This window comes from Massilia cavernae, from assembly GCF_003590855.1.
Taxonomy (GTDB): Bacteria; Pseudomonadota; Gammaproteobacteria; order Burkholderiales; family Burkholderiaceae_D; genus Telluria_A; species Telluria_A cavernae.
Genome location: NZ_QYUP01000043.1, coordinates 24,674 through 44,123, shown reverse-complemented (window position 1 = coordinate 44,123; position 19,450 = coordinate 24,674). Strand labels below are relative to the sequence as shown.

The following is a 19,450-nucleotide window of genomic DNA, read 5'->3' as shown; positions in this document are numbered from 1 at the left end:
GGCACGATCATTCTATTCTCAACGCGAACCTGCTGCCACTCTGGTGGCGGTGTCCCGTATATCGAAGACTGCCACGTTTCAGTTTCCGCGACTACTGCCTTGCCAGGTCCAAGATGGCGGCATGCCCGCTGCCGCGCTGCCGATTCGCGCTGCCAAGTGTCATGCATCCTACTTCGACACGTGTAGCCGGGCCGTCACTGGCCACCGCTGATAAATTAATGTAACGTTCACACTTTTTACCCGGGTATCTATGGAACTTCGCGACTTGCGCTTCTTCCTGGCCGTCGTCGAAAACCCCAGTTTTTCGCGCGCGGCCGAACAAATGGGCGTCTCGCAGCAAGCCATCAGCCGCCACATACAGGGGCTGGAACAGTCGGTTGGCGTGCAACTGCTGGAACGCGACCAGCGCGCCGCGGTTCCCACCGCCTTGGGCCGCTCGCTGGTTCATTACGCACACAATATCCTGGCCGAGTCTGCCGGTTTCCAGCGTCAGGTGGACGACGCACTGGCCGGCAGGAGGGCGAGCGTGCGCCTTGGATCGAGCCCGACCGCATCGACCCAGCTGGTATCGGAAGCGGTGCTGTCGCTGCAGCGCGACCGCGGCCATCTCCACCTCGACGTGATTGCCGGCGCCTTGCCATCGGCGGCGCACAGCCTGATGAACGGCGAGATGGATTTGTTCGTCGGGATCGACAATGGTTCGGTGGTGTACGAGGGGATTGAACGGGAAACGCTGGGCACGGAGCTGTACTGCGTGGTGGCCGGCAACCAGCATCCGCTGGCGCAGATGCGTGCGCCGGCGCCGGAACTGCTATGCCAGAGCGACTGGATCCTCGGCAAATTCCTGGGCGAGGTGGAAGCGGGCTGGCGCGACGCGTTCGTGACCCGCGGCTTGCCGGTGCCGGCCCCGAAGATCACCACCACCTCGCTCGATTTCTGCAAGACAATATTGATCTCCAGTCCCTACCTGTCCCTTTTGCCAAAGCAGCTGGTGGAGTCCGATATCGATAGCGGCGCGCTGTCCTGCCTGATGACGGAAGGCTTCATGTGGGAACGGCCGATTGCGCTCTTCTACCGCCGCAACACCACCTTCAGCGAAGCCACCATGGCGACCATCGACGCCCTGAGGGTGGCGGCGCACAAGTACCGCCGTGCGCTCGCCGCCAGCGCGGCCACGCGCTAGGCAGGCGCCGCCGCGCTGCCGATGCCTAGCCATTCGGCCAGGACTTCGTCGGTGTGCTGTCCAAGCAGGGGCGGCGGACGCCGGTAGCTGACCGGTGATGCCGACAGGCGTACCGGATTGGCGACCAGCGGCACCCGGCCGGCGAGCGCATGCCCAAGCTCGATCCGCAGGCCGCGCGCCTGCACCTGTGGATCGGCAAAGACCTGGTCGATCCGGTTGATCGGCCCGCACGGCACCGCGTGCGCTTCCAGCAGGGCGATCCATTCGGCTGTCGTGCGCATCACGGTAGCCTGGCGCAACAGCGGGATCATCACGGCGCGGTTCGCTACGCGCAGTGCGTTGGTCGCAAAGCGCGCGTCGCTGGCCCACTCCGGATGACCGGCGCAAGTGCAGAAGCGCGCGAACTGCGCGTCGTTGCCGACAGCGAGGATCATGTCGCCATCGGCGGTCGGGAAGTCCTGGTACGGCGCGATGTTGGGATGCGCGTTACCCATGCGTCCGGGCAGGGAGCCGCCGGCCAGGTAGTTGGAGCCCTGGTTGGCGAGGCAGGCAACCTGCACGTCGAGCAAGGCGAGGTCGATGTGCTGGCCCAGTCCTGAGCGTTCGCGTTCGGCCAGCGCGGCCTGGATGGCCACCGTGGCGTACAAGCCGGTCAGGATGTCGATCTGGGCCACGCCGACCTTTTGCGGCCCCGCGCCCGGTTCGCCGTCGGCGGCGCCGGTGACGCTCATCAGCCCGCCCATGCCCTGGATCAGGAAATCGTAGCCGGCGCGCGCTGCATAAGGCCCGGTCTGGCCGAAGCCGGTAATCGAGCAGTACACCAGCCGCGGGTTGGCGGCGAGCAGCGATTCGGCGTCGAGCGAGTACTGCTTGAGGCCCCCGTGCTTGAAGTTCTCCACCACCACGTCAGCCTTGAGGGCCAACTGGCGCACCAGCGCCTGGCCTGCTTCGGTCGCGAAGTCGATCGCGAGCGAGCGCTTGTTGCGGTTCGCGCACAGGAAGTACGCCGTTTCGCCGGTACTGTTGCCGTCCTCGTCCTTGAGGTAGGGCGGCCCCCACGAGCGCGTGTCGTCGCCGCGACCAGGCTGCTCCACCTTGACCACGTCGGCGCCCAGGTCGCCCAGCATCTGGCTGGCCCAGGGCCCCGCCAGGATGCGCGACAGGTCGAGCACCCTGATGCCGCTCAGCGGGGCGGCGCGCAGTGGGGTGGCCATGTCAGCTGAATGCGGCAATGCCGGTGATGGCGCGGCCGATGATCAGCGCGTGCACGTCATGGGTACCCTCGTAGGTGTTGACCACTTCGAGGTTCACCATGTGGCGGATGACGCCGAATTCGTCGCTGATGCCGTTACCACCCATCATGTCGCGCGCCATCCGGGCGATGTCCAGTGCCTTGCCGCAGCTGTTGCGCTTCATGATCGACGTCAGTTCGACAGCGGCATTGCCTTCGTCCTTCATGTGGCCCAGCCGCAGGCAGCCTTGCAGGCCCATGGTGATTTCGGTCAGCATGTCAGCCAGCTTTTTCTGCACCAGCTGATTGGCTGCCAGGGGACGGCCGAACTGCTTGCGGTCCATCGTGTACTGCCGGGCGCGGAAGTAACAGTCCTCGGCCGCGCCGAGCGCGCCCCACGCGATGCCGTAGCGTGCGCTGTTCAGGCAAGTGAAGGGGCCACGCAGGCCGCGCACGTCAGGGAAGGCGTTTTCTTCGGGGCAGAATACTTCGTCCATGACGATTTCGCCGGTGATGCTTGCGCGCAGGCCGAACTTGCCATGGATTTCGGGGGCGCTCAGGCCTTTCCAGCCTTTTTCCAGTACGAAGCCGCGGATCGCGCCTTCGTCGTCCTTGGCCCACACCACGAACACGTCAGCGATCGGGCTGTTGGTGATCCACATCTTGGCGCCGGTCAGGCTATAGCCGCCCGCCACTTTGCGCGCACGGGTGACCATGCTTCCCGGATCGGAGCCGTGATCGGGTTCGGTCAGGCCGAAGCAGCCGATCCATTCGCCGCGCGCCAGCTTGGGCAGGTACTTCTGCCTGGTTGCCTCGGAGCCGAACTCGTAGATCGGAACCATCACCAGCGACGACTGCACGCTCATCATCGAACGGTAGCCCGAATCGACACGTTCCACTTCGCGGGCAGCGAGGCCGTAGCAGACATAATTCAGCCCGGCGCCGCCGTACTGCTCGGGAATCGACGAACCGAGCAGGCCCAGCTCGCCCATCTCGCGGAAAATCCCGCTATCGGTGTGCGCATGGCGGAACGATTCCAGCACGCGCGGCGCGAGGCTGCCCTGGCAGTATTCGCGGGCGGCGTCGCGCACAGCGCGTTCGTCGCCAGTGAGCTGCTGGTCGAGCAGCAAAGGGTCATTCCATTGGAAGGTGGTTTTGCTCATGATGTCTCATCTATGTTTGGATGGGGCGATGTTAATTGTCTCCACCGCCTTTAGGCAAACGATAAAACTGAACACAGCTATGCGAAAATATCATATCGCGGTGTCACCCAAAAAGCGGGACCGCTGGGCCGATATGACGAATTGAGGATGTATGTCACGAAAAATTCCAATGCTTAAAGCGCTGATCTGTTTCGACGCTGCGGCGCGGCACCAAAGCTATACCGACGCCGCGCGTGAACTTGCCTTGACCCAGAGTGCCGTTTCTCGCCAGATTGCGACGCTTGAGGGGTATCTCGGGTTAAAACTGTTCACCCGCACCGGCCATGGCGTCGCGCTCACCGAAGCCGGCGCGAACTATGCACGGCAGGTCGCACCCCGCCTCGATGGTCTTGAGCGCGACACGCTCGATACCATGTCCCGCCAAGGCGGCAGGCAAGCCATATCGCTGGCTGCCGTTCCGACGTTTGCGACGCGCTGGCTGATGCCGCGCCTGCCAGGACTTTACGACCAGTATCCGGAAATGACGGTGCACATCGATTCACGCACACGTCCATTCATGTTCGGCGACACCGAGTTCGATGCGGCGCTGTATGCGGGCACCCCGGAACAGCTGGCGAACTGGCCGGGAACCAGCGCGATCCACCTTATCGACGAACGGATCATCCCGGTCGCCAGCCCGAAGCTGCTCGCCGGACGGCGTCGTTGGCACGCGCGCGACCTGGTGGATTTGCCGCTGCTACAGCAGAGTACGCGACCGGATGCGTGGCGCCAATGGTTTGATGCCATGGATGTGACCAACGAACTGGCGCTTCGCGGTCCGCGTTTCGAGCTCTTCTCGATGCTGACTACAGGAGCCGCACACGGGTTGGGCGTTGCACTGCTGCCCGCCATCCTGATCGAATCGGAACTGGCGAGCGGTGAACTGCGCCAGGTGTGCGACACAGCGGTGCACGGGAGCCGCGCGTATTACCTGGTTACGCCGGAGCGCGTCGACGCCAAGCCCGCGCTGGCGTTATTTTCTGGCTGGCTCATGCGGCAAGCCGGGCGCTGACGCAGCGTGAGCGTTCCTTGGGCCGGCTACTGCCTCAATCGCGTGCGTGCAGCCTCGATGATCTGCCTGGACAGCCACTCCATGCGCGGCGATTGCAGCTTCCACGCATGCCAGTACAGGGCGACATCGGTGGGATGATTGGGCGCCAGGCAGACCAGCGGATACTGCTCGCCGCCGGCCGCATCAAGCAGCCATTCGGGCACCATCGCGTAGCCCAGGCCGTAACGCGCGTGGCCGCCGCCTTGCTGGCAAGCTCGCTGCATCATTTGAAACGGGCGTTCCTGCTCTTGGACGCGCTCGGACTGGTGACGTCTGCCATCATCGGCTGCGATATCGCCGCCGCCATCGGCGCCCATGTCGCGGTGGTGGTTGTGATGGGGATGATTACCGGCGTCTTCGGCGGCCTGCTGCGCGACCTCCTGTGCAACCAGGTGCCGCTGGTACTGCGGCGCGACCTGTATGCGACGGTTTCGCTGGTCACCGGCATGCTTTACGTGGGCCTGCTTCACTTCGGCACGGACCCCGACCTTGCCACCGGCGTGGCGCTCGCCGCCGGCTTTTCGCTGCGCCTGCTCGCGATCCGCTCGCGCTGCCGGTGCCGGTGCCGGACGCCGACACCGGCGCCTTTGGCGAACTGTCGGATGAACGAAAGTGAAGGCGGCGACCCGCACCGCTACCGGCAAGGGCCTGCAGTGCTCCACATCTGCCGCGGCTGCATCCGCAGCGCCAGCTTCGCAGTGCCGACGTTGGATGGAGCTGGCCGCCGGCCCGCATGGCACGGCGCCGCGGGCGCAGGTGCCGGGCTATCGCGTGGCCGGCAAAACCAGTACCGCGCACAAACCCGTCAACGGCAAGTACGCCAACCGGTACGTGTCGGCCTTCGTCGGTTTCGCGCCGGTTTCCGATCCGCGCATCATCGTCGCGGTGATGGTCGATGAGCCGACCGTGGGCGGGTATTTCGGCGGGAAGGTGGCAGCGCCGGTGTTCGCCGCTGTGACGCAGGATGCGTTGCGGGCGCTGCACGTCGCGCCCGATTCCGCGGTGACCGACATTCGCGTCCCGTTCGACAGCTAATTCTCTGGCCGGCCGCGCCAGCCCGCCTGGATGCATGCTATTCATAATCCTTATGATGTTCATGCAATTTACACATGAGTGCCTCCCACCTACCATTGACTCACCGCGTCCCTGTACCGGGAGTAGCTGGCGGAACACACATCGAAGGCCCTGCGCCGCCGATCAACGCACTCATATAAAGAGACAATCATGTACACCACAGTTACCGATGACCCGGCGCACGCCGCTGTTGGTCGCACAAACACGGACAACGCCCTCTACCGCAAGATAAGCCTCCACGTCATACCCTTCCTCTTCATCTGCTACGTCGTGTCCTTCCTGGACCGCATCAACATCGGCTTCGCGCAACTACAGATGAAGCAGGACCTCGGGTTCAGCGACGCGATGTACGGCTTGGGCGCAGCCGTGTTCTACGTCGGCTATGTCATCTTCGAAGTCCCCAGCAACCTGCTGCTGGAAAAATACGGCGCGCGCAAGACCTTCGTGCGCATCATGCTGCTGTGGGGCGCGGCATCCGTCGGGATGGCATGGGTCGCCACGCCGACGCAATTCTATGCGCTGCGCTTCCTGCTCGGCGTCTTCGAAGCCGGATTCTTCCCTGGCATCGTGCTGTACCTGACGTACTGGTATCCCGCGCAGCGCCGCGCGTCCGTGCTGTCTTTCTTCTTCGCCGGCGTCGCCGTGGCCGGAGTGCTCGGCGGCCTGGTATCGGGCTGGATCATGCGCGACATGGCTGGCGTCATGGGCATGAAAGGGTGGCAGTGGATGTTCGTCATCGAGGGCAGCCCGGCGCTGCTGCTGGCAGTCATCGCGTATTTCTACCTCGACGACCAGCCCTCGCAAGCGCGCTGGCTCAGCGCCGCCGAGAAAGCCCGCCTGACGGCCAACCTGACGCTTGCTTCGCCTAACGCCGCCCACGGCCGCATCTCCAGCGTGCTTGGCAACCCGCGCGTCTACCTGTTTGCCTTCATTTATTTTTCGCTGACCTGCGCCTCGCTCACGCTCAGCTTCTGGATGCCGATCATGATCCGCGATTTCGGCGTCAGCGATGTGGTCCAGGTGAGCCTGTATTCGGTGATCCCGAACGCCATCGGCGCCGTCGCCGTGATCCTGATCGCCCGCCACGCGGACCTGAAGGGCCAGCACCGCAAGTTTTTCGCCATCTGCGCCGTGGGTGGCGCGGTCGCCCTGACATCGCTGACGCTGCATCCGTCCAACTTGGGTGTTGCGCTGGCGATGCTGTCGATCGCGACCTCCCTGATCTTCTCGGCCCTGCCGATCTTCTGGGCGATTCCGACCGGCCACCTGCCGCAGCAGGCGCGCGCCGCGGGCATCGCGGTCATCAGCAGCGTGGGCATTACCAGCGGTATTGTCGGTCCATGGGCCATCGGCCAGATCAAGACAGCCACCGGCAGCATGGATAACGCCCTGTACGTCCTCGGCGCACTGCTGGTCGCGAGCGCCGCGGCCATGCTGGGCGGGGTGCGCCGGTAATCCTACTCGGGCAGCCCTTCGAACACTTCCTTGACCAGCTTGCGCAGCCAGCTGTTGGCCGCATCATGGTGAAAGCGGGGATGCCAATGCTGGCGAATCGCGAAGTGGGGCAGGCTGATCGGCGTCTCCACCATGCGCACCGCCTTGTAGCGTGCGAAGGCAGACGCCAGCTCGCGCGGGACGGTGGCAATCAGGTCCGGATTCCGTTCGATCATCAGCGGCACGGTAAGGAAGTGGGGCGTGGTCAGGTAGATGCGGCGCTTGGTGCCGTATTCATCGACCACGCTGTCGTAGCCGTCTTCCTTCTTGCCCGACAAGGACACCACGATGTGTTCCATGGCGAAGAACTGTTCGACCGTCATGGTGTCGCCGATATCCTTCCGTCCCTTGTTGACCAGGGTGACGAACGAACGCGTGAACAGCTGCTGCTGGAAGAGACCTTCCGGCATCGAGTGCAGCGAGCCCAGTGCCAGGTCGGCCTCGCCCGACTCCAGGGCCGCGGCGATCTGGCGCGGCGAAATCTGCAGCACCCGCACGGTACAGAAGGGCGCCACCTGGCGCAGGCGTTCGACCAGGCGGGGCAGGAAAATCAGTTCCCCCATGTCGGTCATGCACAGGCTGAATTGCCGGCGCGACGCGTGCGCCTCGAATCCGGCATGTACCAGCAGGTCGGCGCGGATGGTTCCCATCAGGCCCAGCACGGTGGACGACAGCTCCAGCGCGCGCGGCGTGGGCTGCATGCCGCTGCCGGTCTTGACGAACAAGGGATCGTTGAAAAATACCCGCAGTCGTTTGAGCGCATGGCTCATCGCGCTCTGCGACATATCCAGGTCTTCGGCGGCACGCGTGACATTACGTTCGCGCAGGAGCGCGTCGAACACGGCGATCAGGTTGAGGTCGAATTGCGTTTCCTGCTGTTGCATGCGTCCATCCCAGTGTATGAATGTAGATCATAACAGTAATGACCGTCATGTGATTTACAGATAATATCCCATCTTCTATTCTGGATACACCGCTGGCAACCAGCAATCACCACACCAAAACGAGGAGATACAGCATGTCCGAGAAAAAATTTGCGTCGCAAGCCGACCTGGTCGAGAAGAAGACCAGCTTCGTCAAACTGTCCGACAACGCCTATGCCTACACCGCCGAGGGCGATCCGAACTCCGGCGTCATCATCGGTGACGACAGCGTCATGGTGATCGACACCACGGCGACGCCGGTAATGGCGCAGCCGCTGATCGACCACATTCGCAGCGTCACCGACCTGCCGATCAAGTACGTGGTCATGTCGCACTATCACGCGGTGCGCGTGCTGGGCGCCTCGGCATACGTCAAGGAAGGCGCGGAGCAGGTGATCGCCTCGCGCGGCACGTATGAACTGATCGTCGAGCGCGGCGAACAGGACATGAAATCCGAGATCGAGCGCTTCCCGCGCCTGTTCGCCGGGGTCGAGTCGGTACCGGGCCTGACCTGGCCGACCATGGTGTTCGACAGCGAAATGACGATCTTCATGGGCAAGCTGGAAGTAAAGCTGATGCACATCGGGATGGGGCACACCAAGGGCGACACCATCGCCTGGATCCCGTCGCAGAAGATCTGCTTCTCGGGAGACCTGGTCGAATTCGGCGCGGCGGCCTACACCGGCGACGCCCAGCTCGAAGAGTGGCCGCAAACGCTGGAAACGCTGCGCGCGATGGGACCGGAGAAGCTGGTGCCCGGCCGCGGCCCAGCGCTGCTGACGCCCGCCGAGGTCAACGAGGGCATCGACTACACCAAGGACTTCGTGACCACGCTGCTGGCCGGTGCACGCGAAGCGGTGGCCGCCGGCCATACGCTGAAAGAGGCCATGGCCAGCGTGCGCTGCCTGATGGATCCGAAGTTCGGCCAGGTCTTTATCTACGAGCACTGCCTGCCTTTCGATGTCACGCGCGCGTACGACGAAGCCAGCGGCATCAAGCATCCGCGCATCTGGACCGCGGAACGCGATCAGGAAATGTGGCACTCGCTGCAGGCCTGAGCCCGGGGGACATGATGGACATCGACTTTCAGACACTCGCGTTCAATTTCGAGGCGACCCGGGCCCGGGACAGCGGCACGCTGCATCCCGTGGTGGTGGTCGGCGCCGGCCCGGTAGGGCTGTCCACGGCGATCGACCTGGCGCGCCAGGGCATCCCCACCATCCTGCTCGACGACGACAACTGCCTGTCGCAAGGTTCGCGCGCGATCTGCTTTTCCAAGCGCACGCTCGAGATCTTCGGCCGCCTTGGCTGCGCCGGACCGATGCTGGACAAGGGCGTACGCTGGAACATCGGCAAGGTGTTCCTGCAGGACCAGCAGGTCTACCAGTTCGACCTGCTGCCGGAAAGCGGGCACCAGATGCCGGCCTTTATCAACCTGCAGCAGTACTACGTCGAAGGCTACCTTCACGCCCAGGCGCAGCGGTGCGAAGGGCTCGACATGCGCTGGCGCAGCAGGGTCACGGGGATGGCGCAGCAGGAAGATGGAGTAGCGCTGACCGTCGCTACGCCCGAAGGCGAGTACACCCTGCGCGCCGCCTACGTCGTGGCGGCCGATGGTGGCCGCAGCGAATTACGGCGCCTGATGGGACTGGAAAGCAAAGGGCGAACCTTCAAAGACCGATTCCTGATCGCCGACGTCAAGATGAAGGCGGACTTCCCGACCGAACGCTGGTTCTGGTTCGATCCGCCCTTTCATCCGAACCAGTCGGTCCTGCTGCACCGCCAGCCGGATAACGTGTGGCGCATCGACTTCCAGCTGGGCTGGGACGCCGATCCGGTGGCGGAAAAGCTGCCCGAGCGGGTCATCCCGCGCGTGCAGGCGCTGCTCGGCAAGGACACCGAGTTCACGCTGGAGTGGGTCAGCGTGTACACCTTCTGTTGCCTGCGCATGGACAAATTCCGCCATGGCCGTGTGCTGTTCGCGGGTGACGCCGCCCATGGTGTTTCGCCGTTCGGCGCACGTGGCGCCAACAGCGGCGTGCAGGATGCCGACAACCTCGCGTGGAAGCTGCGCATGGTGCTGAAGGGGGAAGCTCCAGACGCGCTGCTCGACACCTATGGCGACGAGCGTGAATTCGCGGCCGACGAGAACATCCTCAACTCGACCCGCGCCACCGACTTCATCACGCCCAAGAGTGCGGTCAGCCGGCTGTTCCGCGACGCCACGCTGGCCTTGTCGCGCGACTGCGGCTTTGCCCGCGCACTGGTCAACAGCGGCCGTCTGTCCACGCCGAGCACATACACGCAGTCGGTACTGAATACACCCGACAGTACGCGCTTCGACGGTTCGATGGCGCCAGGCGCACCCTGTGCCGACGCTCCGGTGCGGCTCGATGGCGAAGCGGACTGGATGCTGCCGCACCTCGGCGGCAGCTTCGCCGCCGTGTACTTCAGCGACGGCGCCGCGCCCTCGGCAGGCATGCTGGAAGCGCTGCAGTCCTTGCCGCAGGCGGCGGACGGCATCGCGCTCAAGGTGCTTATGGTGGTGCCTCCAGGCGCCAACGCCGCCAAGGTACAAGGTGTGACGGTGCTGGAGGATTGCGATGGCATGCTGCGCGCGCGCTACGACGCGCGTCCCGGCACGGCATACCTGATCCGTCCCGACCAGCATGTCTGCGCCCGCTGGCGCGGACTCGATGCAGCACAGGTAGGCGAGGCGCTGCAACGCGCCACCTGCCGCAACCAACAGGAGGTACATGCATGAACCAGTCCCTGATCACCGCGCCGAACCTGGAGCGCGCCGACGACTTCTACGAGGCGTTGATCGATACCCATCGCGACTTGAGCGAGGCGCAGAGCCAGATGCTCAATGCGAAGCTGGTCCTGATCCTGGCTAACCAGGTCGGCAGCCACCAGGTGCTGGTCGACGCCATGCGGCTGGCACGCGATTCGATGGTGGTGGAGAAAAGCTGATCCCACGGTGCCGCGGGCACAGGTGCCGGGCTATCGGGTGGCAGGAAAAACCCGGCTAATCTGTTCCAACCCAAGCTTCAAAGCTGGCAATCCCATCTACCCCAGCCCGAACCCGGTCGCCACGGTGCAAGGCACCGACCCCGGCAGGCGTACCTGTGAAGATCAGGTCCCCTTGCGTCAGCGTCACGAAGCGGGAAATATAGGCAATGATGTCGGCTACCGGCCAGATCATCTCCTTGAGTGTGCCGTCCTGGACTATGGCGCCGTTCACCTCCAGCCAGATCCGCGGGTCCTGCGGGTGTCCGACTTCGCTGACCGGGTGCAGTGCGCTGCACGGCGCGGATGCGTCGAAGCCCTTGGAAAAGTCCCACGGGCGGCGCATGTCCTTGGCCACGGCCTGCAGATCGCGGCGGGTCAGTCCAGTCCCACGCCGTAACCCCACACAGCTTCAGCGCCTCGCCTGGGCAATGTTGGCGCCGCCGCCGCCAAGGGCGACGACCAGTTCAACCTCGTGGTGCAGGTCTTCGGTGGCAGGTGGAAAAGGCATAACTCCTTCTGCGGGGACGGACCTGCGTCGGCGGTTTCATGAAGAAGAATGGATCTTCGCGGTCGGGGTCATTGCCCATTTCGCGTGCCGTGTGCGGCGTAGTTGCGGCCAGAACGCAGAAGCCGCCTTACCGAAAAGCGTGCGTCGCTGCCGGCCACCCTACCGATGGTGTCGCGTTTCGGCGTGAAAAGCATATTAGTCATGTGCATTCCTGGTTCGGCGATGCGGTTGGTTTGAGGAATATACCAAGACGAATGTGCGGAAAGCATATCGCACGTACGCTTCCGGAGTGGCCGGGAGCGACGGTTTTTCAGTGCCGGTGGGTTTTAAGGGGTGTTTACGCGGCGTGCGCTGGCGCGAAGGGTGGCGCCTCGTATAAACAGCAGAAGACTGCGGCGCAGGCGGCAATCGATACGCACGATGGTCGGGTAGGCCGCAGGGTCTACCTCGAAGCGTCGGCGCATTGACAACTGGGGCACCAGGCAGCAATCCGCAATGGGTCGGAGCATGCGCCGTGGCAGAACTTGCCGTATCCGGCGAATTGGGCCAGCAGCGCTTCGAAAAGCGGCGGCAACCCTCATTTGATCCAGTGCTGGCCTCCACGCCAGCTTTGCTTCATCCGGCACGCCCAGCAACACCTGTCAGGTGTTTGAGCACCCGCAGGTTCCCAAGCAGGTGGAATATCGCACGCACCGTTTGCGCCAGCGCGCGCACGCGCGCCCGCCCGACAAGAGGATCGGCGGGCAGCAGGGCTGCCTGCGGATGCGTCTCCTCGAGATACTCAAGGATAGCCAGCGACTGTGTGATGACAGCCCCGTCGTCGAGCGCGGGAATCAGGCCGGAAGGGTTGACGGCGCGATACTGCGCCTTCAGTTGTTCGCCGCCATCCCGGACCAGGTGCACCGGGACCGCCTCGTAAGGCAGTCCCTTCAGCCCCAGCCCGATGCGCACGCGGTAAGCCGCGGAACTGCGGAAGTAGGTGTACAGGCGCATCGCGTCAGCCTTCCGTAGGGCGGGCCGGCAGCACGGTGCCGCTGACTTCACCGAAACCGATGCGCGGACGTCCTGCAGCTTCGGCCCAGCCGCGCATGACGACGGTGTCGCCGTCTTCCAGGAATTTGCGCGTCTCGCCATCGGCCAGCTCGATGGTCTGCTTGCCGCCGGCTGTCAGCTCCAGCAGGGAGCCAGCTTCTGCTGCATCGGGGCCCGACTGCGTGCCCGAGCCGAGCAAGTCGCCCGGCTGCAGGTTGCAGCCGTTGACGGTGTGGTGGGTTACCAGCTGCGACACCGTCCAGTACGAATCGCGGAAGTTCGACAGCGATACACGCTTGGGCGGCGTGCCGTTGTTGCGCATCGCGGCCGACTGGATCAGCACTTCGAGCTGGACCTCGAAAGCGCCGCTCTCGCGCAGCTGCGGCGAGTCGAGGTAAGGCAGCGGCTGCGGATCGGCGAAGTCGCGGGTCCAGCCGGTACGGTATGGCGCCAGCGCTTCCAGGGTGACTACCCATGGCGAGATCGTCGAAGCGAAGTTCTTGGCCAGGAAAGGACCCAGCGGCTGGTATTCCCACGCTTGCAGGTCGCGCGCCGACCAGTCGTTCAGCAGGCACAGGCCGAATACGGCTTGCTCGGACTGGCCGATTGCGACAGGCTCGCCGAGCGTGTTGGCGGTGCCCATGAAGATGCCGATTTCGAGCTCGTAGTCCAGCCGCTTGCACGGACCGAATACCGGCGCATCGGTGCCGGGCGGGCGGGTCTGGCCGACCGGCCGGCGGAACTGCTGGCCGGAGACGGCGATCGACGAGGCGCGCCCGTGGTAGCCGATCGGTACCCATTTGTAGTTGGGCAGCAGCGGCTCGTCGGGGCGGAACAGCTTGCCCACGGCGGTCGCATGGTGGATCGAGGTATAGAAGTCGGTGTAGTCGCCGATGCGTGCGGGCAGTGTGTACTCGGCGTGCGAGCGTTCGACCAGTGCGCCTTTCAGCTTGGCTTCGTCGGCGGAGCCTTCACGCAGCGCGCGCGACAGCGCCATGCGCAGCGCGGACCAGGATGCCTCGCCCAGCGCCATCAGCGCGTTCAGGCTGGAGCCGGCGACGGCGTCGCGGATCTCCTGCGGAAGCGCGGCAAATGCGCCTGCTTCGCCGGCTGCGCCCAGGTCGAGGATCTGGTCGCCGATGGCCACGCCGATGCGGAACTGCTCGGCGCTGCCGGCGCGGCGGAACACGCCGAAGGGCAGGTTCTGGATCGGGAAGTCGGTGCCGGCCTGGTTGGCGGACGGGACCCAGCTGCGCAGGGCGGCATCGTGGGTTTCGTTAAGTCGTTGTTGAACTGGGCTCATGGTTTCTCCGGATTGAAGTGCTTCTGGATGCCGTTCCAGCATTCGTTGTAGTTGGACTGCAGCTGTGGCGCCGACAAGGCGTGCGGCGTCGGGCAGATCACCAGCTTGGTCTCGAACATGAAGGCCATGGTGTTGTCGACCTTGTGCGGTTTCATGGTGTCGGCGGCGCTGGCTTTCTCGAAGGTGGCCGCGTCGGGGCCGTGGCCGGTCATGCAGTTGTGCAGGCTGGCGCCACCCGGTGCGAAACCTTCGGCCTTGGCGTCGTAGGCGCCGGTGATCAGGCCCATGAATTCGCTGGCCACGTTGCGGTGGAACCAGGGCGGACGGAAGGTGTTCTCGGCTACCAGCCAGCGCGGCGGGAACACCACGAAGTCGAGCGTGTCCACGCCCGGCGTGTCGCTTGGCGCCTGCAGCACCAGGAAGATCGACGGGTCGGGATGGTCGTTGCCGATCGAGCCGATGGGGCTGAAGTGGCGCAGGTCGTATTTGTACGGCGCGTAGTTGCCGTGCCAGGCCACTACGTCGAGCGGGGAGTGGCCGATCTTCGCGGTCCACAGGTTGCCGCCGAATTTAGCCACCAGCTCAAAGTCGCCTTCGACGTCCTCGTAGGCTGCATGCGGGGTCAGGAAGTCGCGCGGGTTGGCCAGGCCGTTGGAACCGATCACGCCCAAGTCCGGCAGGCGCAGCAAGGCGCCGTAGTTTTCGCAGATGTAGCCGCGCGCCGACCCGTCGGGCAGGCTGACCTGGAAGCGCACGCCGCGCGGAATGACCGCGATTTCCAGCGGCTCGAGGTCGATCTTTCCGAACTCGGTGAAAATCGCCAGGCGGCCCTCTTGCGGCACGATCAGCAGTTCGCCGTCGGCGTTGTAGAAGTAGCGCCCGTCCATGTTGCGGTTGCAGGCGTACAGGTGGAAGGCGTTGCCGGATTGGGACTGCGGATTGCCGTTGCCGGCCATCGTCACCCAGCTGTCGATGAAGTCGGTCGGCTCGCTTGGCATCGGCAGCGGATCCCAGCGCAGCTGGTTGGGCGGGGCTGCCACTTCGTCGAAGCTGCTGACGATGCGTCCGTTGCCTTTGGCGGCGCGCTGGAAGGGCTGGTGCATTGCCGCAGGGCGGATGCGGTACAGCCACGAGCGGCGGTTATGGCTGCGCGGTGCGGTGAACGCGGTGCCCGACAGCTGCTCGGCGTACAGGCCGTAGGCCACGCGCTGGGGCGAGTTCTGATGCGCGGGCAGGGCGCCGGGCAGCGCCTCGGTGGCAAATTCGTTGCCGAAGCCGGACTGGTAGCGGCCGGATTGTTCGCTTGGTGCTTTCATTCCTGGGTTCCTCCTTCGATGGGCAGGCGCGGTTGGCGTTATTCCTTCCCACTACTGTAGCCGAGCACGCAGTGGTTTGCGACATGAATAGGTAAATGTAGAATATTGATTTGGTAAATAGAGGGTGCAAACATGATCGAACCGCGGGAGATGGACCTGAACCTGCTGGTGGTATTCCAGGAGGTGTTCCAGCAGCGCCAGATTTCGTCGGCGGCGCGGCGCCTGGACCTGACGCAATCGGCGGTCAGCAACGCGCTGGCGCGCCTGCGCCGTACCTTCAACGACGAACTGTTCGTGCGCACCGCCTCCGGCATGCAGCCGACGCCCTTCGCCGAGAACATCGCCGAGCCGATCGCCGCCGCGCTGGCAAGCGTCACGCTGGCCCTGAACCGGCCCGAAAGCTTCGACCCGTTCGCCAGCGAGCGCCAGTTCACCATCGCGGTGACCGACGTGGCCGAGATCTACTTCCTGCCGCCGCTGATCGAGCGCTGCCAGGTGGTGGCGCCCCGGATACGGCTGGCGACGGTGCGGCCGGGCAGTGTCGACCTGAAGGCGGAGATGGAAGCGGGGCGGATCGACGTGGCCATCGGCGCCTTCGACAAGGTATCGACCGCGCTGTATCAGCGGCGCCTGTTCCGCCAGCCCTACGTCACCATGTTCCGGGCCGGGCATCCGCTGGGGGAGGGCGTGCCGGCGCTGAAGGTGTTCCTGGCGGCGCAGCACATCCTGGTCGCGTCCACCGAGAGCCCGTACGACCGCATCAACCAGGTGCTGGAAAAGGCCGGCGTGCGGGAGGAGAGCCGCTACCGGGTGCCGCATTTCACGGCGGTGCCGTATATCGTCAGCAGTACCGACCTGGTGGTCACGGTGCCGCAGAAGCTGGCCGAGCGGGCCGCGGCGCCGTTCAACCTGGCCTACATCCGCCCGCCGCTGCGGCTGCCCCTGCTGCAGACGAATATTTTCTGGCACCGCCGCTATAACGACGACGAGGGCAACCAGTGGCTGCGCGGGCTGGTCGGGGCGATTTTCGTCGAATAGCCTGTCTCATATGAGAATCGTTCGCAATCAGGTGCTGTGATACGTGTGGCATATCACTAGCAGCGAAAAACCATATTGGACAAAGGGCTATCGGAAAGGCAAGCTGGTGAAATCCGAATATCTATCCAGTTAGTGGAGCCCATCATGCCGCAATACCGTTCCCGCACCACCACCCACGGCCGCAACATGGCCGGCGCCCGCGCCCTGTGGCGCGCCACCGGCATGAAGGACGGCGACTTCGACAAGCCGATCATCGCCGTGGTCAACTCCTTCACGCAGTTCGTTCCGGGCCACGTGCACCTGAAGGACCTGGGCCAGCTGGTGGCGCGCGAGATCGAAGCGGCCGGCGGCGTCGCCAAGGAATTCAATACCATCGCGGTCGACGACGGCATCGCCATGGGCCACGGCGGCATGCTGTACTCGCTGCCGTCGCGCGACCTGATCGCCGATTCGGTCGAGTACATGGTCAACGCCCACTGCGCCGATGCGATGGTGTGCATCTCCAACTGCGACAAGATCACGCCGGGCATGCTGATGGCCGCGATGCGCCTGAATATTCCGGTGGTGTTCGTGTCGGGCGGTCCGATGGAAGCTGGCAAGGTCGTCAAAGTGGTCAACGGCAGCCAGAAAATCATCAAGCTCGACCTGGTCGACGCGATGATCAAGGCTGGCGACAGCAGCGTCAGCGATGCCGACGTGGCCGAGATCGAGCGCTCCGCATGCCCGACCTGCGGTTCGTGTTCCGGCATGTTTACCGCCAACTCGATGAACTGCCTGACCGAGGCGCTGGGCCTGTCCCTGCCGGGCAACGGCACCATCGTCGCGACCCACTCCGACCGCAAGGAACTGTTCCTGCGCGCTGGCCGCACCATCGTCGACCTGGCGCGGCGCTACTACGAGCAGGACGACGACTCGATCCTGCCGCGTAACATCGCCACCATGGCCGCCTTCGAAAACGCGATGGTGCTGGACGTGTCGATGGGCGGCTCCACCAACACCGTGCTGCACCTGCTGGCCGCAGCGCACGAAGCAGGCGTGCCGTTCACGATGGCCGACATCGACCGCATCTCGCGCAAGGTGCCGTGCCTGTGCAAGGTGGCGCCGATGACCGACAAGTACCACATCGAAGACGTACACCGCGCGGGCGGCATCATCGCCATCCTGGGCGAACTGGCGCGCGCCGGCCTGCTCGATACGTCCGTCAACAGCGTGCACGCGAAGACACTGGGCGACGCGATCGAGAAGAACGACGTCAAGCGCAGCGACGACCAGGCCGTGCACCGCCTGTTCCGCGCGGCTCCGGGCGGCGTGCCGACGCAGACCGCGTTCTCGCAGTCGGAACGCTACGACGCGCTGGACCTGGACCGCAGCAACGGCTGCATCCGCGACCTGGAGCACGCCTACTCGAAAGACGGCGGCCTGGCGGTCTTGTACGGCAACCTGGCGGAGAACGGCTGCATCGTCAAGACGGCCGGCGTCGATGAAAGCATCCTGACCTTCTCCGGCAAGGCGCGCGTGTTCGAAAGCCAGGACGCGGCGGTGGAAGCCATCCTGGGCGACACCGTGCACGCGGGCGACGTCGTCATCATCCGCTATGAAGGTCCAAAGGGCGGCCCTGGCATGCAGGAGATGCTGTACCCGACCTCGTACATCAAGTCGAAAGGCCTGGGCAAGGCCTGCGCGCTGCTGACCGATGGCCGCTTCTCGGGCGGCTCCTCCGGCCTGGTGATCGGCCACGCTTCGCCGGAAGCGGCCGAAGGCGGCGCGATCGGCCTGGTGGAAGAGGGCGACATGATCGACATCGACATCCCGAACCGCAGCATCGGCCTGCGCATCAGCGATGAAGCGCTGGCGGCGCGCCGTGCGGCGATGGAGGCGAAGGGCGCCGGTGCGTGGCAGCCGGAAAACCGCGAACGCTACGTATCGCAGGCGCTGCAGGCCTATGCCGCGCTCACCACGTCCGCCGACCGCGGTGCGGTGCGCGACTTGTCGCAGCTGAAGCGCTAATCGCACTCCCGGCGCCGCTAGGCGCCGGTTTGAAACGTCCTAACTCGCCCGGCCGCGCTGTGTGCGCCGGGCGATGTCCAGCGCCTGCTGTTCGCCTGCCGCCAATTCTTCCGTGCTTAAGACGTATTCCGTGTTATCGACCAGCCGCCGCAGCGCCAGGTCGATAAACGCGCGGGCTCGCGCAGGTTGTGAGGCCCGGCTTCCAAAATAGATGAAATAGCTCGAGATGTCGGGCATCTGCTCGACCAGCAATGGCAATAACTCTCCAGACCTGAGGTACGGTGCGGCAGTCACGCCAGCCAGTTGCCCGATGCAACGTCCGGCAAGGACAGCTTGCAACTCCAAACCTTCATCGTTCGTGCAGATGTACGGCGCCAGGGCGAGTTCGAGCACCTGTTCATTGACCTTCAGGCGCCATGGGACGATCTTCCCCGTGCCCGGGCTTCGATAGACGCTGCACTGGTGGCTTACAAGGGTGCCAGCCGACGCCGGCGCACCAAAGCGTTCGATGTAGCCCGGGGTAGCGCATGCGACCAGCTGAAGCGGAAACAGCCGGCGGGCGATGACCCCTTCGTGCGGCGCAACTCCTATGCGGAATCCGACGTCCACCCGGTCCTCAACCCAGTTCCCAACGCGATCCTCCAACTGGACATCCGGTTGAATCCCGGGGTACTGGTCGCAAAATTCTTCTATCAGGGGCCAGATGATCGGCCGGAATGTCGTCCTCGGGCCGATGATCCGCAACGGACCGGCAATCTCGTCCCTGGTGTGCTTCACATTTTGCAGTGCCCGCTGGAGGCTCAACAGCGCGGGCTGCGCCTCCTCGAGAAAGCTGCGACCCTCATCGGTGAGCGACATGACACGGGTGGTGCGATGAAAGAGGCGCACGTCCAGGTGACGCTCGAGCTGAGCCAGCGCCTGGCTCGCCGCCTGCGGGCTCAAGCCTTGGGCAGCCGCCGCCTTGCGCAGGCTTCCCAGCTCGGCCGCCGCAATGAATGTGGAGATGGAACGCAATTCGTTGATGGACATGGTGTCGGGCAGGGGATTATCAATAAATGCTTGCGAATGATTCAAGC

At 64.5% G+C, this 19,450-nt stretch carries 16 protein-coding genes and 3 pseudogenes; 10 read left to right on the top strand and 9 right to left on the bottom strand.

The genetic code is table 11. The features are described from left to right. Positions 1-250 precede the first annotated feature (250 nt). The gene (locus D3872_RS04665) at positions 251-1,183 is read left to right on the top strand and encodes a LysR family transcriptional regulator (protein ID WP_119809699.1); all 933 of its coding nucleotides are present in this window, start codon (positions 251-253) and stop codon (positions 1,181-1,183) included. Here the strand turns inward: D3872_RS04665 and D3872_RS04660 are convergent. Both D3872_RS04660 and D3872_RS04655 read right to left on the bottom strand, forming a co-directional pair. Next, complete coding sequence (locus D3872_RS04660) at positions 1,180-2,397, bottom strand: CaiB/BaiF CoA transferase family protein (protein WP_119809698.1); 1,218 nt, start codon at positions 2,395-2,397, stop codon at positions 1,180-1,182. The genes D3872_RS04665 and D3872_RS04660 overlap by 4 nt on opposite strands. A gap of 1 nt (position 2,398) precedes the next feature. Beyond that, the gene (locus tag D3872_RS04655; protein ID WP_119809697.1) at positions 2,399-3,577 is read right to left on the bottom strand and encodes an acyl-CoA dehydrogenase; all 1,179 of its coding nucleotides are present in this window, start codon (positions 3,575-3,577) and stop codon (positions 2,399-2,401) included. Positions 3,578-3,728: 151 nt separating this feature from the next. Here D3872_RS04655 and D3872_RS04650 point away from each other — a divergent pair, with 151 nt between their 5' ends. Continuing rightward, positions 3,729-4,628, top strand: a complete 900-nt coding sequence (locus D3872_RS04650) for a LysR substrate-binding domain-containing protein (RefSeq protein ID WP_119809696.1) — start codon at positions 3,729-3,731, stop codon at positions 4,626-4,628. A 26-nt stretch (positions 4,629-4,654) separates the two neighbouring features. On the opposite strand, the pseudogene D3872_RS27400 reads toward D3872_RS04650, so the two are convergent. Continuing rightward, positions 4,655-4,855, bottom strand: a pseudogene (locus tag D3872_RS27400) (ArgP/LysG family DNA-binding transcriptional regulator); the annotation flags it as partial. Here D3872_RS27400 and D3872_RS26305 point away from each other — a divergent pair. The 3 genes and pseudogenes from D3872_RS26305 to D3872_RS04630 form a co-directional block, all read left to right on the top strand. After that, positions 4,763-5,071, top strand: a pseudogene (locus D3872_RS26305) (trimeric intracellular cation channel family protein); the annotation flags it as partial. The pseudogenes D3872_RS27400 and D3872_RS26305 overlap by 93 nt on opposite strands. A 208-nt stretch (positions 5,072-5,279) precedes the next feature. After that, on the top strand, positions 5,280-5,702 hold the full coding sequence (locus D3872_RS04635; protein ID WP_370660947.1) for a penicillin-binding transpeptidase domain-containing protein: 423 nt from the start codon (positions 5,280-5,282) through the stop codon (positions 5,700-5,702). A 189-nt stretch (positions 5,703-5,891) separates the two neighbouring features. Next, complete coding sequence (locus tag D3872_RS04630; RefSeq protein ID WP_119809695.1) at positions 5,892-7,196, top strand: MFS transporter; 1,305 nt, start codon at positions 5,892-5,894, stop codon at positions 7,194-7,196. A 2-nt stretch (positions 7,197-7,198) separates the two neighbouring features. On the opposite strand, the gene D3872_RS04625 is transcribed toward D3872_RS04630, so the two are convergent. Continuing rightward, on the bottom strand, positions 7,199-8,119 hold the full coding sequence (locus D3872_RS04625) for a LysR family transcriptional regulator (protein WP_119809694.1): 921 nt from the start codon (positions 8,117-8,119) through the stop codon (positions 7,199-7,201). 134 nt (positions 8,120-8,253) lie between these two features. Between D3872_RS04625 and D3872_RS04620 the strand changes: the two genes are divergently transcribed. Genes D3872_RS04620 through D3872_RS04610 form a run of 3 tightly spaced genes read left to right on the top strand, consistent with a single transcriptional unit; the run spans position 8,254 to position 11,131 of the window. Then, positions 8,254-9,216, top strand: a complete 963-nt coding sequence (locus D3872_RS04620) for an MBL fold metallo-hydrolase (RefSeq protein ID WP_119809693.1) — start codon at positions 8,254-8,256, stop codon at positions 9,214-9,216. 14 nt (positions 9,217-9,230) lie between these two features. After that, positions 9,231-10,922, top strand: a complete 1,692-nt coding sequence (locus tag D3872_RS04615) for an FAD-dependent oxidoreductase (protein ID WP_119809706.1) — start codon at positions 9,231-9,233, stop codon at positions 10,920-10,922. Further along, the gene (locus D3872_RS04610; RefSeq protein WP_119809692.1) at positions 10,919-11,131 is read left to right on the top strand and encodes a DUF2783 domain-containing protein; all 213 of its coding nucleotides are present in this window, start codon (positions 10,919-10,921) and stop codon (positions 11,129-11,131) included. The genes D3872_RS04615 and D3872_RS04610 overlap by 4 nt, the downstream gene beginning before the upstream one ends. A gap of 55 nt (positions 11,132-11,186) precedes the next feature. Here D3872_RS04610 and D3872_RS04605 read toward each other — a convergent pair. The 4 genes and pseudogenes from D3872_RS04605 to hmgA form a co-directional block, all read right to left on the bottom strand. After that, positions 11,187-11,881, bottom strand: a pseudogene (locus D3872_RS04605) (fumarylacetoacetate hydrolase family protein). A gap of 412 nt (positions 11,882-12,293) precedes the next feature. Further along, a complete protein-coding gene (locus tag D3872_RS27395; RefSeq protein ID WP_182915682.1) occupies positions 12,294-12,671 on the bottom strand; it encodes a glutathione S-transferase N-terminal domain-containing protein in 378 nt (125 codons plus the stop codon). A 4-nt stretch (positions 12,672-12,675) separates the two neighbouring features. Then, the gene (gene fahA / locus D3872_RS04595) at positions 12,676-14,013 is read right to left on the bottom strand and encodes a fumarylacetoacetase (protein ID WP_119809691.1); all 1,338 of its coding nucleotides are present in this window, start codon (positions 14,011-14,013) and stop codon (positions 12,676-12,678) included. Next, positions 14,010-15,329, bottom strand: a complete 1,320-nt coding sequence (gene hmgA / locus D3872_RS04590) for a homogentisate 1,2-dioxygenase (protein ID WP_119809690.1) — start codon at positions 15,327-15,329, stop codon at positions 14,010-14,012. Before hmgA ends, fahA begins: the two co-directional genes overlap by 4 nt. 132 nt (positions 15,330-15,461) lie before the next feature. Between hmgA and D3872_RS04585 the strand changes: the two genes are divergently transcribed. Both D3872_RS04585 and ilvD read left to right on the top strand, forming a co-directional pair. Beyond that, on the top strand, positions 15,462-16,367 hold the full coding sequence (locus D3872_RS04585; RefSeq protein ID WP_119809689.1) for a LysR family transcriptional regulator: 906 nt from the start codon (positions 15,462-15,464) through the stop codon (positions 16,365-16,367). A gap of 144 nt (positions 16,368-16,511) precedes the next feature. After that, the gene (gene ilvD / locus D3872_RS04580; RefSeq protein ID WP_119809688.1) at positions 16,512-18,374 is read left to right on the top strand and encodes a dihydroxy-acid dehydratase; all 1,863 of its coding nucleotides are present in this window, start codon (positions 16,512-16,514) and stop codon (positions 18,372-18,374) included. Positions 18,375-18,413: 39 nt separating this feature from the next. On the opposite strand, the gene D3872_RS04575 is transcribed toward ilvD, so the two are convergent. Then, positions 18,414-19,403: a LysR family transcriptional regulator gene (locus D3872_RS04575; protein ID WP_119809687.1), complete on the bottom strand. Its 990-nt coding sequence runs from the start codon at positions 19,401-19,403 to the stop codon at positions 18,414-18,416. Positions 19,404-19,450: the final 47 nt, after the last annotated feature.

Coding starts and splice junctions, on each gene's coding strand:
- D3872_RS04665 (WP_119809699.1), top strand. CDS start 251: ATGGAACTTCGCGACTTGCGCTTCTTCCTGGCCGTCGTCGAAAACCCC.
- D3872_RS04660 (WP_119809698.1), bottom strand. CDS start 2,397: ATGGCCACCCCACTGCGCGCCGCCCCGCTGAGCGGCATCAGGGTGCTC.
- D3872_RS04655 (WP_119809697.1), bottom strand. CDS start 3,577: ATGAGCAAAACCACCTTCCAATGGAATGACCCTTTGCTGCTCGACCAG.
- D3872_RS04650 (WP_119809696.1), top strand. CDS start 3,729: ATGTCACGAAAAATTCCAATGCTTAAAGCGCTGATCTGTTTCGACGCT.
- D3872_RS04630 (WP_119809695.1), top strand. CDS start 5,892: ATGTACACCACAGTTACCGATGACCCGGCGCACGCCGCTGTTGGTCGC.
- D3872_RS04625 (WP_119809694.1), bottom strand. CDS start 8,119: ATGCAACAGCAGGAAACGCAATTCGACCTCAACCTGATCGCCGTGTTC.
- D3872_RS04620 (WP_119809693.1), top strand. CDS start 8,254: ATGTCCGAGAAAAAATTTGCGTCGCAAGCCGACCTGGTCGAGAAGAAG.
- D3872_RS04615 (WP_119809706.1), top strand. CDS start 9,231: ATGGACATCGACTTTCAGACACTCGCGTTCAATTTCGAGGCGACCCGG.
- D3872_RS04610 (WP_119809692.1), top strand. CDS start 10,919: ATGAACCAGTCCCTGATCACCGCGCCGAACCTGGAGCGCGCCGACGAC.
- D3872_RS27395 (WP_182915682.1), bottom strand. CDS start 12,671: ATGCGCCTGTACACCTACTTCCGCAGTTCCGCGGCTTACCGCGTGCGC.
- fahA (WP_119809691.1), bottom strand. CDS start 14,013: ATGAGCCCAGTTCAACAACGACTTAACGAAACCCACGATGCCGCCCTG.
- hmgA (WP_119809690.1), bottom strand. CDS start 15,329: ATGAAAGCACCAAGCGAACAATCCGGCCGCTACCAGTCCGGCTTCGGC.
- D3872_RS04585 (WP_119809689.1), top strand. CDS start 15,462: ATGATCGAACCGCGGGAGATGGACCTGAACCTGCTGGTGGTATTCCAG.
- ilvD (WP_119809688.1), top strand. CDS start 16,512: ATGCCGCAATACCGTTCCCGCACCACCACCCACGGCCGCAACATGGCC.
- D3872_RS04575 (WP_119809687.1), bottom strand. CDS start 19,403: ATGTCCATCAACGAATTGCGTTCCATCTCCACATTCATTGCGGCGGCC.